At 57.3% G+C, this 15,231-nt stretch carries 16 protein-coding genes; 15 read left to right on the top strand and 1 reads right to left on the bottom strand.

The genetic code is table 11. The annotated features are described in order from the left end of the window. Window positions 1–3: 3 nt before the first annotated feature. The 14 genes from ACYZT9_RS00890 (at window position 4) to glmS (ending at window position 13,253) form a co-directional block, all read left to right on the top strand. The gene (locus ACYZT9_RS00890; protein WP_461952557.1) at window positions 4–801 is read left to right on the top strand and encodes a ParA family protein; all 798 of its coding nucleotides are present in this window, start codon (window positions 4–6) and stop codon (window positions 799–801) included. A 9-nt stretch (window positions 802–810) separates the two neighbouring features. Then, the gene (locus ACYZT9_RS00885; RefSeq protein ID WP_008027541.1) at window positions 811–1,683 is read left to right on the top strand and encodes a ParB/RepB/Spo0J family partition protein; all 873 of its coding nucleotides are present in this window, start codon (window positions 811–813) and stop codon (window positions 1,681–1,683) included. A gap of 148 nt (window positions 1,684–1,831) precedes the next feature. After that, a complete protein-coding gene (locus tag ACYZT9_RS00880; RefSeq protein ID WP_010465473.1) occupies window positions 1,832–2,239 on the top strand; it encodes a F0F1 ATP synthase subunit I in 408 nt (135 codons plus the stop codon). Between the two features lie 16 nt (window positions 2,240–2,255). Continuing rightward, the gene (atpB, locus tag ACYZT9_RS00875; protein ID WP_010465471.1) at window positions 2,256–3,125 is read left to right on the top strand and encodes a F0F1 ATP synthase subunit A; all 870 of its coding nucleotides are present in this window, start codon (window positions 2,256–2,258) and stop codon (window positions 3,123–3,125) included. Window positions 3,126–3,258: 133 nt separating this feature from the next. Continuing rightward, window positions 3,259–3,516: a F0F1 ATP synthase subunit C gene (gene atpE / locus ACYZT9_RS00870; protein WP_002555987.1), complete on the top strand. Its 258-nt coding sequence runs from the start codon at window positions 3,259–3,261 to the stop codon at window positions 3,514–3,516. Between the two features lie 56 nt (window positions 3,517–3,572). Continuing rightward, window positions 3,573–4,043: a F0F1 ATP synthase subunit B gene (locus ACYZT9_RS00865; RefSeq protein ID WP_008027535.1), complete on the top strand. Its 471-nt coding sequence runs from the start codon at window positions 3,573–3,575 to the stop codon at window positions 4,041–4,043. Between the two features lie 12 nt (window positions 4,044–4,055). Next, entirely contained in the window at window positions 4,056–4,592 is a 537-nt protein-coding gene (locus tag ACYZT9_RS00860; RefSeq protein WP_054594854.1) for a F0F1 ATP synthase subunit delta, read from the top strand. 21 nt (window positions 4,593–4,613) lie between these two features. After that, the gene (atpA, locus tag ACYZT9_RS00855) at window positions 4,614–6,158 is read left to right on the top strand and encodes a F0F1 ATP synthase subunit alpha (protein ID WP_008007884.1); all 1,545 of its coding nucleotides are present in this window, start codon (window positions 4,614–4,616) and stop codon (window positions 6,156–6,158) included. Between the two features lie 50 nt (window positions 6,159–6,208). After that, window positions 6,209–7,069 (top strand): F0F1 ATP synthase subunit gamma, encoded by an 861-nt coding sequence (atpG, locus tag ACYZT9_RS00850; RefSeq protein WP_027926213.1) that lies wholly within the window; start codon window positions 6,209–6,211, stop codon window positions 7,067–7,069. A gap of 27 nt (window positions 7,070–7,096) precedes the next feature. Further along, on the top strand, window positions 7,097–8,476 hold the full coding sequence (gene atpD / locus ACYZT9_RS00845) for a F0F1 ATP synthase subunit beta (protein WP_007903035.1): 1,380 nt from the start codon (window positions 7,097–7,099) through the stop codon (window positions 8,474–8,476). A 45-nt stretch (window positions 8,477–8,521) separates the two neighbouring features. Further along, entirely contained in the window at window positions 8,522–8,947 is a 426-nt protein-coding gene (locus tag ACYZT9_RS00840; RefSeq protein WP_007969909.1) for a F0F1 ATP synthase subunit epsilon, read from the top strand. A gap of 116 nt (window positions 8,948–9,063) precedes the next feature. Beyond that, window positions 9,064–10,431, top strand: a complete 1,368-nt coding sequence (gene glmU / locus ACYZT9_RS00835) for a bifunctional UDP-N-acetylglucosamine diphosphorylase/glucosamine-1-phosphate N-acetyltransferase GlmU (RefSeq protein ID WP_462008138.1) — start codon at window positions 9,064–9,066, stop codon at window positions 10,429–10,431. A gap of 208 nt (window positions 10,432–10,639) precedes the next feature. Then, a complete protein-coding gene (locus tag ACYZT9_RS00830) occupies window positions 10,640–11,419 on the top strand; it encodes a DeoR/GlpR family DNA-binding transcription regulator (protein WP_462010296.1) in 780 nt (259 codons plus the stop codon). Window position 11,420: 1 nt separating this feature from the next. Beyond that, window positions 11,421–13,253, top strand: a complete 1,833-nt coding sequence (gene glmS / locus ACYZT9_RS00825; RefSeq protein WP_462008137.1) for a glutamine--fructose-6-phosphate transaminase (isomerizing) — start codon at window positions 11,421–11,423, stop codon at window positions 13,251–13,253. A gap of 69 nt (window positions 13,254–13,322) precedes the next feature. Here the strand turns inward: glmS and ppk2 are convergent, their stop codons facing one another. Further along, on the bottom strand, window positions 13,323–14,144 hold the full coding sequence (ppk2, locus tag ACYZT9_RS00820; RefSeq protein ID WP_462008136.1) for a polyphosphate kinase 2: 822 nt from the start codon (window positions 14,142–14,144) through the stop codon (window positions 13,323–13,325). Window positions 14,145–14,254: 110 nt separating this feature from the next. Between ppk2 and ACYZT9_RS00815 the strand changes: the two genes are divergently transcribed. Next, complete coding sequence (locus tag ACYZT9_RS00815; RefSeq protein ID WP_462008135.1) at window positions 14,255–15,157, top strand: LysR family transcriptional regulator; 903 nt, start codon at window positions 14,255–14,257, stop codon at window positions 15,155–15,157. Window positions 15,158–15,231 lie beyond the last annotated feature (74 nt).

Genomic DNA, 15,231 nt, shown 5'->3' with positions numbered 1-15,231 from the left:
AGAATGGCTAAGGTATTCGCGATTGCGAACCAAAAGGGTGGTGTGGGTAAAACCACCACCTGCATCAACCTCGCAGCTTCACTGGTTGCTACCAAGCGCCGGGTGCTGTTGATCGATCTCGATCCACAGGGCAACGCCACCATGGGTAGCGGTGTGGATAAACACGGCCTGGAAAATTCGGTTTACGACCTGCTGATCGGCGAGTGCGACCTGGCCCAGGCCATGCACTATTCCGAGCACGGTGGTTACCAATTGCTGCCGGCCAACCGCGACCTGACCGCGGCCGAAGTGGTTCTGCTGGAAATGCAGATGAAGGAAAGCCGCTTGCGCAGCGCGTTGGCGCCGATCCGTGAAAACTACGATTACATTTTGATCGACTGCCCGCCGTCTCTGTCGATGCTGACACTGAACGCTCTGGTCGCGGCTGACGGGGTCATTATCCCCATGCAGTGCGAGTACTTTGCCCTTGAAGGCTTGAGCGACCTTGTGGATAACATCAAGCGCATCGCTGAACTGCTGAACCCGAACCTGAAAGTCGAAGGCTTGTTGCGAACGATGTACGACCCGCGCCTGAGCCTGATGAATGACGTATCGGCTCAGCTCAAAGAACACTTCGGCGAGCAGCTCTACGACACGGTCATTCCGCGCAACATCCGTTTGGCCGAAGCGCCAAGCTATGGCATGCCGGCGCTGGCGTACGACAAAACATCACGGGGCGCCATTGCCTATCTGGCATTGGCGGGCGAGATGGTTCGCCGTCAGCGCAAAAACTCACGCACCGCCGCTGCTCAGGCAAATTAAGGAATCCCCATGGCCGTCAAGAAACGAGGTCTCGGACGTGGACTGGATGCACTGCTGAGCGGTCCGACTGTCAGCTCGCTGGAAGAGCAGGCGGTACAAGCCGATCAGCGTGAGCTGCAGCATTTGCCCCTGGACCTGATCCAGCGCGGAAAGTACCAACCGCGTCGGGACATGGACCCGCAGGCACTGGAAGAACTGGCGCAGTCGATCAAGGCCCAGGGCGTGATGCAGCCGATCGTGGTCCGTCCGATTGGTAGCGGCCGCTTCGAAATCATTGCCGGCGAACGCCGCTGGCGGGCCAGCCAGCAGGCTGGCCAGGAAACCATACCGGCGATGGTGCGCGATGTACCGGATGAAACCGCCATCGCCATGGCGCTGATCGAGAACATTCAGCGCGAAGACCTCAATCCGATCGAAGAAGCGGTCGCTCTGCAGCGTTTGCAGCAGGAATTCCAGCTGACTCAGCAGCAAGTGGCCGAAGCGGTGGGCAAGTCCCGCGTGACCGTGGCCAACCTGCTACGCTTGATCGCGTTGCCGGAAGTCATCAAAACCATGCTCTCCCACGGCGACCTGGAAATGGGTCATGCACGTGCTTTGCTGGGTTTGCCGGAGAATCAACAGGTGGAAGGGGCGCGACATGTTGTCGCACGTGGGCTGACGGTGCGCCAGACTGAGGCACTGGTTCGCCAGTGGTTGAGTGGCAAACAGGAGCCTGCCGAACCGGTAAAACCGGACCCGGATATCGCCCGACTCGAGCAGCGCCTGGCTGAGCGCCTAGGCTCTGCGGTGCAGATCCGACACGGAAAGAAGGGGAAGGGGCAGTTGGTGATCGGTTACAACTCCCTCGATGAGCTTCAAGGTGTGCTTGCACACATTCGCTGAAACATTTCCACATGTAGCGAGCAGTCGGAAATCACTACCTGACAGTTGAATAGGGGCAGAACCGCCCCTATACTCTGCGCGCATTTTGTCGGCACAAATTATGCCAAGTTATTGAATTCTGGCAGCCGACCATTGGGGAGCAATTGTGATGGAAAGCCGCACGCCAAACCGCTTGCCGTTCCATCGCCTGGCAGTTTTTCCGGTGTTGATGGCTCAGTTTGTCGTTCTGCTGATCGCCGCTTTGGCGCTTTGGCAATGGCACGGAGTCGTTGCCGGGTACTCGGGACTTTGCGGAGGCCTGATAGCCTTGCTGCCCAATGTGTATTTCGCTCACAGGGCATTTCGGTTTTCCGGCGCCCGAGCAGCTCAAGCCATCGTTCGGTCTTTTTATGCCGGCGAGGCGGGCAAACTGATTTTGACGGCAGTGCTCTTTGCATTGACGTTCGCAGGTGTGAAGCCATTGGCGCCGCTAGCTGTATTCGGCGTCTTCGTGTTGACCCAACTGGTCAGCTGGTTCGCGCCCCTGCTGATGAGAACAAGACTTTCGAGACCTTAGGGCGTTTGAGGCAACCATGGCAGAAACAACCGCTTCGGGCTATATCCAGCACCACTTGCAGAACCTGACCTTCGGTCAGCACCCAACCGGCGGGTGGGGTTTTGCCCACACCGCAGCAGAAGCCAAAGAAATGGGCTTCTGGGCTTTCCACGTCGATACTCTCGGCTGGTCGGTCGCTTTGGGTCTGATCTTCGTTCTTCTTTTCCGCATGGCGGCAAAGAAAGCGACTTCCGGTCAGCCTGGTGCTTTGCAGAACTTCGTTGAAGTATTGGTCGAATTCGTCGATGGCAGCGTGAAAGACAGCTTCCATGGCCGTAGCCCGGTGATTGCACCGCTGGCACTGACCATCTTCGTCTGGGTCTTCCTGATGAACGCCGTCGACCTGATCCCGGTCGACTGGATTCCTCAACTGGCCATCCTGATCACTGGCGATGCGCACATTCCGTTCCGTGCCGTATCGACCACTGACCCGAACGCTACCCTGGGCATGGCCCTGTCGGTGTTCGCGCTGATCATTTTCTACAGCATCAAGGTCAAGGGCATCGGCGGCTTCATTGGCGAACTGACCCTGCACCCGTTCGGCAGCAAGAACATCTTCGTTCAAGCCTTGCTGATTCCGGTGAACTTCCTGCTGGAGTTCGTGACGCTGATTGCCAAACCTATCTCCCTGGCACTGCGTCTGTTCGGCAACATGTACGCCGGCGAGCTGGTCTTCATTCTGATTGCTGTGATGTTCGGCAGCGGTCTGCTCTGGCTTAGCGGCCTGGGCGTAGTTCTGCAGTGGGCGTGGGCTGTGTTCCACATCCTGATCATCACCCTGCAGGCGTTTATCTTCATGATGCTGACCATCGTTTACCTGTCGATGGCACACGAAGAGAACCATTAAGACCAGTCTCGACTGGTCTGATGTCCCACTCGGTCAAACGAGTGGGGGCCCGAACAGGGCTATGAAACGATTTGTTTTACCGCTTTAAAATCTAAAAAACCTAAACCATACGACGTAAAAGTCGGGAGGAAAGATGGAAACTGTAGTTGGTCTAACCGCTATCGCTGTTGCACTGTTGATCGGCCTGGGCGCACTGGGTACCGCAATTGGTTTCGGCCTGTTGGGCGGCAAGTTCCTGGAAGGCGCAGCGCGTCAGCCAGAAATGGTTCCAATGCTGCAAGTCAAAATGTTCATCGTTGCCGGTCTGCTCGACGCCGTAACCATGATCGGTGTTGGTATCGCTCTGTTCTTCACCTTCGCGAACCCATTCGTTGGTCAACTCGCTGGCTAATCACTCGAACCTTCGAGTGATTGGTTTGATGTGCAACGAACGAGCGAGGTGTTGGCGTGAACATTAATGCAACCCTGATTGGCCAGTCCGTTGCGTTCTTCATTTTTGTACTGTTTTGCATGAAGTTCGTGTGGCCTCCGGTCATCGCGGCTTTGCACGAACGTCAGAAGAAGATCGCGGATGGACTGGACGCTGCCGCCCGAGCAGCTCGCGACCTGGAGTTGGCCCAAGATAAAGCGGGTCAACAACTGCGCGAAGCTAAGGCTCAGGCAGCTGAAATCATTGAGCAAGCCAAGAAACGCGGTAACCAGATCGTTGAAGAGGCTGTTGAAAAAGCCCGTATCGACGCTGACCGTGTGAAGGTTCAGGCTCAGGCCGAGATCGAGCAGGAACTGAACAGTGTCAAAGACGCGCTGCGTGCCCAACTGGGTGCACTGGCCGTCGGCGGCGCCGAGAAGATCCTGGGTGCCACAATCGATCAAAACGCGCACGCGGAGCTGGTAAACAAACTGGCTGCTGAAATTTAAGCGAGGGCGATCATGGCAGAATTGACCACGTTGGCCCGACCTTACGCTAAGGCAGCCTTCGAGCACGCCCAGGCCCACCAGCAACTGGCCTCTTGGTCAGCCATGCTCGGCCTGGCTGCAGCAGTGTCGCAAGACGACACCATGCAGCGCGTGCTCAAGGCCCCGCGACTGACGAGCGCAGACAAGGCCGCCACGTTTATTGACGTGTGCGGCGACAAGTTTGATGCGAAGGCACAAAACTTCATCAACGTCGTTGCCGAAAACGACCGTCTCCCGCTTTTGCCGGAGATTTCCGCTCTGTTCGACCTGTACAAGGCTGAACAAGAGAAGTCGGTAGACGTTGAAGTGACCAGTGCTTTCGCATTGAACCAAGAACAGCAAGACAAACTCGCCAAGGTTCTCAGTGCACGACTCAACCGGGAAGTGCGCCTGCAAGTCGAGGAAGACAAATCCCTTATCGGGGGTATTGTCATCCGCGCCGGCGACCTGGTTATCGATGGCTCGGTTCGCGGCAAACTCGCGAACCTTGCCGAAGCATTGAAATCTTGAGTTTGAAGGGGCAGCAGAGCAATGCAGCAACTCAATCCTTCCGAAATAAGTGAAATTATCAAGGGCCGCATCGACAAGCTCGATGTGACCTCCCAAGCCCGTAACGAAGGCACTGTCGTCAGCGTATCTGACGGTATCGTGCGGATTCACGGTCTGGCCGACGTCATGTACGGCGAGATGATCGAGTTTCCGGGCGGCGTCTTCGGCATGGCTCTCAACCTGGAGCAAGACTCCGTAGGTGCCGTTGTATTGGGCTCCTACCAGTCTCTGGCTGAAGGCATGAGCGCCAAGTGCACCGGCCGCATCCTTGAAGTTCCGGTGGGTAAGGAACTGCTGGGTCGCGTAGTCGACGCACTGGGTAACCCTGTTGACGGCAAAGGTCCACTGAACAACACCGAGACCGATGCGGTCGAGAAAGTTGCTCCAGGCGTGATCTGGCGTAAGTCGGTAGACCAGCCTGTACAGACTGGCTATAAGGCTGTCGATGCCATGATCCCTGTCGGCCGTGGCCAGCGTGAGCTGATCATCGGTGACCGTCAGATCGGTAAAACCGCTCTGGCGATCGACGCGATCATCAACCAGAAAGACAGCGGGATTTTCTGCGTCTACGTGGCTATCGGTCAGAAACAATCGACCATCGCCAACGTGGTTCGCAAGCTGGAAGAAAACGGCGCACTGGCTAACACCATCGTCGTGGCAGCGAGCGCTTCGGAATCTGCAGCACTGCAATTCCTCGCGCCGTACTCCGGTTGCACCATGGGTGAATTCTTCCGCGACCGCGGTGAAGACGCGCTGATCGTTTATGACGATCTGTCCAAGCAAGCAGTGGCTTACCGCCAGATTTCCCTGCTGCTGCGCCGTCCACCAGGCCGTGAAGCTTACCCAGGCGACGTGTTCTATCTCCACTCCCGTCTGCTGGAGCGCGCATCCCGCGTTTCGGAAGAGTACGTAGAGAAGTTCACCAACGGCGCAGTGACCGGCAAAACCGGTTCCCTGACCGCACTGCCGATCATCGAAACCCAGGCTGGCGACGTTTCCGCGTTCGTTCCGACCAACGTGATTTCCATCACCGACGGTCAGATCTTCCTGGAATCGGCCATGTTCAACTCCGGGATCCGTCCTGCTGTGAACGCCGGTGTTTCGGTATCCCGTGTGGGTGGTGCCGCTCAGACCAAGATCATCAAGAAGCTCTCCGGTGGTATTCGTACCGCTCTGGCTCAGTACCGTGAACTGGCGGCATTCGCCCAGTTCGCTTCTGATCTGGACGAAGCGACCCGTAAGCAACTTGAGCATGGTCAGCGCGTTACCGAGCTGATGAAGCAGAAGCAATACGCACCAATGTCGATCGCTGACATGGCGCTGTCGCTGTATGCCGCTGAGCGTGGGTTCCTGACTGACGTTGAAATCGCCAAGATCGGCAGCTTCGAACAAGCGCTGATTGCTTTCTTCAACCGCGATCACGCCGATTTGATGGCGAAGATCAACGTGAAGGGTGACTTCAATGACGAAATCGACGCTGGCATGAAAGCCGGTATCGAGAAGTTCAAGGCCACCCAAACCTGGTAAGCCGCAGCGGGGGCCGCAAGGCTCCCGCTTGCTAACCTGATAGGTGTTACATGGCAGGCGCAAAAGAGATTCGCAGTAAGATTGCGAGCATCAAAAGCACGCAAAAGATTACCAGCGCCATGGAAAAAGTGGCGGTCAGTAAAATGCGCAAGGCACAAATGCGCATGGCTGCTAGCCGTCCTTACGCGGAGCGCATCCGCCAGGTTATTGGTCATTTGGCCAACGCCAACCCGGAATATCGCCACCCGTTCATGATCGACCGTGAAATCAAGCGCGTCGGTTACGTTGTGGTGAGCAGTGACCGTGGTCTGTGTGGTGGCTTGAACACCAACCTGTTCAAGGCTCTGGTCAAGGACATGGCGGTAAACCGCGAAAACGGCGTCGAGATCGATCTGTGTGTTGTGGGTAGCAAGGGTGCGGCTTTCTTCCGCAACTTCGGCGGTAACGTCGTAGCAGCTATCAGCCACCTGGGTGAAGAGCCGTCGATCAATGACCTGATCGGCAGCGTCAAGGTGATGCTGGATGCCTACCTGGACGGCCGTATTGATCGCCTGTCCGTGGTGTCCAACAAGTTCATCAACACCATGACGCAAACGCCTACCGTGGAGCAGTTGATTCCACTGGTGGCAACCCCGGATCAAGGACTCAAGCACCACTGGGATTATCTGTACGAACCGGACGCCAAAGAGCTGCTAGACGGCTTGATGGTCCGCTACGTGGAATCGCAGGTCTACCAGGCGGTGGTCGAGAACAACGCGGCTGAACAGGCTGCGCGGATGATCGCGATGAAGAACGCTACCGACAACGCCGGTGATTTGATCAGCGATTTGCAGCTGGTCTACAACAAGGCGCGTCAGGCTGCGATCACCCAAGAGATCTCGGAAATCGTCGGCGGCGCTGCCGCGGTTTAACGGTTCAAATATTCAGAGGATCCAGCTATGAGTAGCGGACGTATCGTTCAAATCATCGGCGCCGTTATCGACGTGGAATTTCCACGCGACAGCGTACCGAGCATCTACAACGCGCTGAAAGTAGTGAGCGCGGCCGAAACCACCCTGGAAGTTCAGCAACAGCTGGGCGACGGCGTGGTTCGTACCATTGCGATGGGTTCCACCGAGGGCTTGAAGCGCGGTCTGGAAGTCACTGACTCTGGCACTGCCATTTCCGTACCAGTCGGTAAAGCGACTCTGGGCCGGATCATGGACGTACTGGGCAACCCGATCGACGAAGCTGGCCCGATCGACACCGAAGAGCGCTGGGGCATTCACCGTCCTGCGCCAACCTTCGCTGAACAAGCGGGCGGCAACGACCTGCTGGAAACCGGCATCAAGGTTATCGACTTGGTTTGCCCGTTCGCCAAGGGTGGTAAAGTTGGTCTGTTCGGTGGTGCCGGTGTGGGCAAAACCGTAAACATGATGGAACTGATCCGTAACATCGCCATCGAGCACAGCGGTTACTCCGTGTTCGCCGGTGTGGGTGAGCGTACTCGTGAGGGTAACGACTTCTACCACGAGATGAAGGATTCCAACGTTCTGGACAAAGTGGCACTGGTTTACGGTCAGATGAACGAGCCGCCAGGTAACCGTCTGCGCGTAGCACTGACCGGCCTGACCATGGCCGAGAAGTTCCGTGACGAAGGTAACGACGTTCTGCTGTTCGTCGACAACATCTATCGTTACACCCTGGCCGGTACTGAAGTATCCGCACTGCTGGGCCGTATGCCTTCCGCAGTAGGTTACCAGCCGACCCTGGCCGAAGAGATGGGTACTCTGCAAGAGCGTATCACTTCGACCAAAAACGGTTCGATCACCTCGATCCAGGCGGTATACGTACCGGCGGATGACTTGACTGACCCGTCGCCAGCGACCACCTTCGCCCACTTGGACGCCACTGTCGTTCTGTCCCGTGACATCGCTTCCCTGGGTATCTACCCGGCGGTCGATCCACTCGACTCGACTTCGCGTCAGCTGGACCCGAACGTGATCGGCCAGGACCACTACGACACCGCTCGCGGTGTACAGTATGTTCTGCAGCGTTACAAAGAACTGAAGGACATCATTGCGATCCTGGGTATGGACGAGCTGTCGGAAGCCGACAAGCAGTTGGTAAACCGTGCTCGTAAGATCCAGCGTTTCTTGTCGCAGCCGTTCTTCGTGGCTGAAGTCTTCACCGGTGCTTCGGGTAAATACGTTTCCCTGAAAGACACCATTGCTGGCTTCAAAGGCATCCTCAACGGTGACTACGACCACCTGCCAGAACAAGCGTTCTACATGGTCGGCGGCATCGAAGAAGCGATCGAGAAAGCCAAGAAACTGTAATCCCGGCGCCCGGCAACGGGCGCTAATTTAGGTTGAGGCAATCAGATGGCTATGACAGTCCATTGCGATATCGTCAGTGCGGAAGGAGAAATCTTTTCCGGCCTGGTCGAAATGGTGATTGCGCACGGTGCACTGGGTGATCTTGGTATCGCCCTGGGCCACGCGCCGCTGATCACTAATCTCAAGCCTGGCCCGATCCGCCTGGTCAAGCAGGGCGGGGAAGAGGAGGTGTATTACATCTCCGGTGGTTTCCTCGAGGTTCAGCCGAACATGGTCAAGGTTCTTGCCGACACCGTGCAACGTGCTGCCGACCTGGACGAAGCCTCCGCTCAGGAAGCCGTTAAGGCTGCCGAGAAGGCCTTGCATGAGCGAGGCGCGGAATTCGATTACGGTTCTGCTGCCGCACGTCTGGCCGAGGCTGCAGCTCAGCTGCGCACCGTCCAGCAGATCCGCAAGAAGTTCGGCCACTAACAGGCCATCACTTGTTGCGCGGTTGATTAAAAAGGGTAGCCTCGGCTACCCTTTTTTCTTTTTCGATGTTCACCACTTGGTCGCAGCCGCTGACCACCCAGGATTGGTAGCCAGTCATGTCTCTTGAAATCGTAATCCTCGCTGCTGGTCAGGGCACTCGCATGCGCTCGGCGTTGCCGAAAGTTCTGCATCCGATTGCCGGCAACTCGATGCTTGGCCATGTTATCCACAGCGCGCGGCAACTTGATCCGCAGCGCATCCACGTGGTGATTGGTCATGGTGCCGACGCCGTACGTGAGCGTCTCGCGGCGGATGATCTGAATTTCGTCCTGCAGGACAAACAGCTGGGTACTGGCCACGCGGTTGCTCAAGCGGTGCCATTCATTGAGTCCGACACCGTTTTGATTCTCTACGGTGACGTGCCGTTGATCGAAGTCGAGACCCTTGAGCGCCTGCTCAAGCAGGTTGCGCCGCAGCAATTGGGCTTGCTGACCGTCGAACTGGACGACCCTACCGGCTACGGCCGCATCGTCCGTGATGCCGCTGGCAAAGTTACGGCCATCGTCGAGCAGAAAGACGCCAACGAAGCCGAGCGCGCAATATCCGAAGGCAACACCGGTATCCTCGCGCTGCCCTTTGCGCAATTGGGCGGGTGGATGAGCCGTCTCTCCAACAACAACGCACAGGGCGAGTACTACCTGACCGACGTGATTGCCATGGCGGTCAGCGATGGTCTGCTGGTGGCCACCGAGCAGCCTCACGATGCCATGGAAGTACAGGGGGCCAATGATCGCAAACAGCTCGCTGAGCTGGAGCGTCACTATCAACTGCGCGCGGGTCGTCGTTTGATGGCCCAAGGCGTCACCCTGCGCGACCCGGCCCGTTTCGACGTGCGCGGTGAAGTTATGGTCGGGCGCGATGTGCTGATCGATATCAACGTGATTCTCGAAGGCAAAGTTGTCATCGAGGACGACGTGGTGATCGGCCCGAATTGCGTGATCAAGGACAGCACCCTGCGTAAAGGCGTGGTGATCAAGGCCAACAGTCACATCGAAGGCGCGATCCTTGGCGAAGGCAGCGATGCCGGACCGTTCGCACGTTTGCGTCCGGGTACTGTGCTGGAGGCTCGCGCGCATGTGGGTAACTTTGTCGAACTGAAGAACGCTCATATGGGTGAGGGCGCCAAGGCCGGGCACTTGACGTACTTGGGCGATGCCGAAATCGGCGCGCGTACCAATATCGGCGCGGGTACCATCACGTGCAATTACGACGGTGCCAATAAATGGAAGACCGTTTTGGGTGAGGATGTCTTCATCGGTTCCAATAATTCATTGGTGGCGCCTGTGGATATCTCTAGCGGTGCAACCACTGCGGCCGGAACGACCATCACGCAGAATGTGGATAAAGATCAACTGGCCGTTGGCCGTGCCCGTCAGAAGAACATCGACGGCTGGAAGCGGCCGGAAAAGATCAAGAAGAGCTGAGTTATCCACAATGCTTTTAGGAGCGAGCTTGCTCGCGATGAACCTGAGAACGCTCTGGAGTGTCTGTCTCCCCGCGTCATCGTTCACGCCCATCGCGAGCAAGCTCGCTCCTACAAATCCAAAGAATCTTTTTGTCGCGTCTCGCTTGACGAAGTTTCGCTAATAGGTTTTGATTGCTTTCGTTTTCTTTCGAATCGAAACTTACCAGATCATGTCGAAACGCAATACACCGCAACGCCGCCACAATATCCTCGCCTTGCTCAACGAGCAGGGCGAAGTCAGTGTGGATGAGCTGGCCAAGCGTTTCGAAACCTCGGAAGTTACGATTCGCAAGGATCTGGCGGCACTCGAAAGCAACGGGTTGTTGCTGCGCCGTTACGGCGGTGCCATCACGATGCCTCAGGAATTGGTTACCGACATCGGTCAGACAGTTTCCAGATACAAGCAAGCCATCGCCCGCGCTGCTGTCACGCGGATTCGCGAGCATGCGCGGATCATCATCGACAGCGGCAGCACCACTGCGGCGATGATCCCCGAACTGGGTCAACAACCGGGTCTGGTGGTAATGACCAATTCCCTGCATGTCGCCAATGCCTTGAGCGAACTCGAGCATGAGCCGGTGCTGCTGATGACGGGCGGCACCTGGGACCCGCATTCTGAATCCTTTCAGGGGCAGGTCGCCGAGCAGGTACTCCGTTCCTACGATTTCGACCAGTTGTTCATCGGTGCCGATGGCATCGACTTGGTGCGCGGAACCACCACCTTCAATGAATTGCTGGGACTGAGCCGCGTGATGGCCGATGTCGCCCGTGAAGTGATCGTGATGGTCGAGGCTGACAAGATCGGCCGCAAGATTCCCAATCTGGAACTGCCATGGAGCAGTGTCCATACCCTCATTACCGATGATCGCCTGCCGCTTGAAGCACGTGATCAGATTCAGGCCCGCGGAATCAATTTGATTTGCGCGGCTGTCAGTCAGGAGAAATAGCATGTGTGGAATTGTCGGCGCAGTCGCAGAACGTAACATCACCGCCATCCTGCTCGAAGGCCTCAAACGCCTGGAATACCGTGGCTATGACAGCGCCGGTGTGGCGGTGTTTACCAATGACGCGAAGATTGAGCGCATGCGTCGCCCAGGCAAAGTCAGCGAGCTGGAACTGGCACTTGAAGCCGAGCCGCTGCTCGGTCGCCTCGGTATCGCCCACACTCGCTGGGCCACCCACGGTGCGCCGTGCGAGCGTAATGCGCACCCGCATTTCTCCGGTGATCTGGCAGTGGTACACAACGGCATCATCGAGAACCACGAAGCCCTGCGTGAACAACTCACAGCGCTGGGTTATGTGTTTACCTCGGACACCGACACCGAAGTCATCGCCCACCTGCTGAACCACAAACTCAAGGATCTGCACGATCTGACCGTCGCCCTCAAGGCCACCGTTAAAGAGCTGCATGGTGCTTACGGTCTGGCCGTGATCAGCGCCGATCAACCGGATCGCCTGGTCGCCGCCCGCAGTGGTAGTCCATTGGTGATTGGTCTGGGTCTGGGGGAAAACTTCCTCGCTTCCGACCAGTTGGCCCTGCGTCAGGTCACTGACCGCTTCATGTACCTGGAAGAAGGCGATATCGCCGAGATTCGTCGCGATAGCGTGCAAATCTGGGACGTCAGCGGCAACCCCGTTACACGTGAAACCGTGCAGTATCGCGATGGCGCCGAAGCGGCTGACAAAGGCGAATTCCGCCACTTCATGCTTAAGGAAATCCACGAACAACCGGCCGTTGTGCAGCGCACCCTCGAAGGTCGCCTGAGCTCGAACGGCGTGCTGGTACAGGCGTTCGGTCCACAGGCCGCCGAGTTGTTCGCCAAAGTGCGTAACGTGCAGATCGTCGCTTGCGGCACCAGCTACCACGCCGGCATGGTTGCCCGTTACTGGCTCGAAGAGCTGGCCGGCATCCCGTGCCAGGTCGAAGTCGCCAGCGAATTCCGCTACCGCAAAGTGGTGGTGCAGCCCGACACCCTGTTCGTGACCATTTCCCAGTCCGGCGAAACCGCCGACACCCTGGCTGCGTTGCGCAACGCCAAGGAACTGGGCTTCCTCGCCAGCCTGGCCATTTGCAACGTCGGCATCAGCTCGCTGGTGCGTGAATCCGACCTGACTTTGCTGACCCAGGCCGGTCGCGAAATCGGCGTGGCCTCTACTAAAGCCTTCACCACACAGCTGGTCGGTCTGCTGTTGTTGACCCTGTCTCTGGGTCAGGTCCACGGCACGCTGGCGAAAGGTGTTGAAGCCGCTCTTGTTGAAGAACTTCGTCGTCTGCCGACCCGCTTGGGTGAAGCCTTGGCCATGGAAAGCACGGTGGAGAAAATCGCCGAGCTGTTCGCCGAGAAGAACCACACGTTGTTCCTCGGTCGTGGCGCGCAATTCCCGGTGGCGATGGAAGGGGCACTCAAGCTCAAGGAAATCTCCTACATCCACGCTGAAGCCTACCCGGCCGGTGAGCTGAAACATGGTCCGTTGGCGCTTGTGGATAACGACATGCCGGTGGTGACCGTGGCGCCGAATAACGAGCTGCTGGAGAAGTTGAAGTCCAACCTCCAGGAAGTCCGCGCCCGTGGCGGCCAACTGATCGTCTTCGCCGACGAACAAGCGGGCATGACCAATGGGGAAGGCACGCATGTGGTGCAAATGCCGCACATCCACAACACCCTGTCGCCGATCCTCTACACCATCCCGCTGCAGTTGCTGTCCTACTACGTCGCGGTGTTGAAAGGCACCGACGTTGACCAGCCGCGAAACCTGGCGAAGTCGGTGACGGTGGAATAAGTTATCCACAGCTGATCCAAGGGGCGAGGTCCTGTTTATTCACAGGACCCTGCCCCTTTTACATTTGGCTCAGAATTTTTCCGGGATCAATCGCAACGGATAATCCGGTTCTCGATAGCCGCCCGGCTTCTGGCGCTTGGGCAACTTCACGGCTTCCCTCGGAACATCCTCGTAGGGAATGCGACTGAGCAGGTCGGTGATGATGTTCAGTCGAGCACGTCGCTTGTCATTCGAGTTGGCCACAAACCACGGAGCATGGTCGGTGTCGGTCATCTTGAACATGTCATCCCGGGCGCGGGAATAGTCATACCAGCGACTGTAGGACTTGAGGTCCATGCCGGTCAGCTTCCAGATTTTACGTCCATCCTTGATGCGAGCCTGGAGCCGTCGTGTCTGCTCCTCCTGGCTGACCTCCAACCAGTACTTGATCAGGATGACCCCCGAATCGACGATCGCACGTTCCACCAGGGGGATAGATTTCAGGAAACGGGCGACCTGCTCTTTGGTGCAAAACCCCATTACGCGCTCAACGCCCGCACGGTTGTACCAACTGCGATCGAAGATCACCACTTCGCCAGCCGCCGGCAGATGCGGCAGGTAGCGTTGCACATACATCTGGCTTTTCTCGCGTTCGGTTGGCGCGGTCAACGCTATCACCCGAAAAATACGCGGACTTACCCGTTCGGTCAGCGCCTTTATTGTCCCTCCCTTTCCGGCCCCGTCGCGCCCCTCAAAAACGATACACACCTTGATGCCCTTGTGCCGCACCCACTCCTGCAGCTTGACTGTTTCGACGTGCAGTTCGCGTAGCGCTTTCAGGTAGTCTTTGTTATTCATTTTCAAACTGTCAGCCATTGGCTGCTTTTGTGTCCGCTTCTTGTCCTTCGTCATGACCAAGACCTCACTATTTCCCGGTCATGTCAGACTAGGTCGTTTTCTACGCCGCGCTCAAAATTGCAGCCTGAAGGTTGCGATTTTTTTTTGAATGGAGGACACGCACAGTGGATCGATTCCAGGAAATGCAGGTCTTCTGCGCCGTCGCACAGGAGCAGGGCTTTTCGGCCGCCGCTCGGCGTTTGGGCCTGTCGGCAGCCAGCGTGACCCGTGCAGTGGCCGCGCTGGAAAAGCGCATTGGCACGCGCTTGCTGACGCGCACCACCCGCAGCGTGCATTTGAGCGAAGCAGGTCAGCGTTATCTTGAAGATTGTCGGAGAATTCTCGCCGAGGTGCAGGAAGCGGAGGATTCAGCCGCGGGCAGTCACGCAGAACCCCGAGGGCAATTGACGATCACGGCACCGGTGTTGTTCGGCGAGTTGTTTGTGACGCCGGTGATGGTGAGTTATCTGACTCAGTTTCCTGAAGTCAGCATCCACGGGGTGCTGGTTGATCGAGTGGTGAGCATGGTCGAGGAGGGAATTGATGTGGCGGTGCGCATCGGTGAATTGCCAGACAGTAATCAGCACGCGATCCGTGTCGGTGAAGTGCGGCGAGTGGTTTGTGCTTCTCCGCAATTTCTGACGGTCCATGGCAGGCCTTCACATCCTCAGGATCTGACTCGCGCACCGATGATTGCGACGGCCGCTACCGGTCAGCTGAGAAGCTGGCCTTTTCAAGATGCAGGTGAACTCATCAATGTTCGACTTGAACCACGCCTGGTGGTCACGGCGAATAAGGCAGCCATTTGCGCAGCGTGCCTGGGGCTGGGATTGACCCGCGTCCTGTCTTATCAAGTTGCAGGAAAAGTGGCGTCCGGAGAACTGGAAATCGTATTGGCTGACTTCGAACTGACGCCGCTGCCCATCCATGTCGTGTATCAGGGCGGGCGCAACGCCCCCGTGCGAATCCGCAGTTTTGTGGATTACACCGTAAACGCCTTGCGGGAACACCCGGCCTTGCAAAGCTGACCATTTATTGCACAGGCTGAAATAATTGATTGCGTTTGCTGGTTATTCTGTTGTTTTGGTTGCGGGTGGAAGAT

The organism is Pseudomonas sp. ZT5P21 (assembly GCF_054897785.1).
Note: the sequence above shows the minus strand (reverse complement) of the source record. Positions and strands in the feature narration are given on the sequence as shown.

What these genes read in the sequence shown, in the direction of transcription:
- atpE (WP_002555987.1), top strand. Translation starts at nt 3,259, where the DNA reads ATGGAAACTGTAGTTGGTCTAACCGCTATCGCTGTTGCACTGTTGATC.
- glmS (WP_462008137.1), top strand. Translation starts at nt 11,421, where the DNA reads ATGTGTGGAATTGTCGGCGCAGTCGCAGAACGTAACATCACCGCCATC.
- atpG (WP_027926213.1), top strand. Translation starts at nt 6,209, where the DNA reads ATGGCAGGCGCAAAAGAGATTCGCAGTAAGATTGCGAGCATCAAAAGC.
- ppk2 (WP_462008136.1), bottom strand. Translation starts at nt 14,144, where the DNA reads ATGACGAAGGACAAGAAGCGGACACAAAAGCAGCCAATGGCTGACAGT.
- ACYZT9_RS00860 (WP_054594854.1), top strand. Translation starts at nt 4,056, where the DNA reads ATGGCAGAATTGACCACGTTGGCCCGACCTTACGCTAAGGCAGCCTTC.
- glmU (WP_462008138.1), top strand. Translation starts at nt 9,064, where the DNA reads ATGTCTCTTGAAATCGTAATCCTCGCTGCTGGTCAGGGCACTCGCATG.
- atpA (WP_008007884.1), top strand. Translation starts at nt 4,614, where the DNA reads ATGCAGCAACTCAATCCTTCCGAAATAAGTGAAATTATCAAGGGCCGC.
- atpD (WP_007903035.1), top strand. Translation starts at nt 7,097, where the DNA reads ATGAGTAGCGGACGTATCGTTCAAATCATCGGCGCCGTTATCGACGTG.
- ACYZT9_RS00885 (WP_008027541.1), top strand. Translation starts at nt 811, where the DNA reads ATGGCCGTCAAGAAACGAGGTCTCGGACGTGGACTGGATGCACTGCTG.
- ACYZT9_RS00890 (WP_461952557.1), top strand. Translation starts at nt 4, where the DNA reads ATGGCTAAGGTATTCGCGATTGCGAACCAAAAGGGTGGTGTGGGTAAA.
- ACYZT9_RS00880 (WP_010465473.1), top strand. Translation starts at nt 1,832, where the DNA reads ATGGAAAGCCGCACGCCAAACCGCTTGCCGTTCCATCGCCTGGCAGTT.
- atpB (WP_010465471.1), top strand. Translation starts at nt 2,256, where the DNA reads ATGGCAGAAACAACCGCTTCGGGCTATATCCAGCACCACTTGCAGAAC.
- ACYZT9_RS00840 (WP_007969909.1), top strand. Translation starts at nt 8,522, where the DNA reads ATGGCTATGACAGTCCATTGCGATATCGTCAGTGCGGAAGGAGAAATC.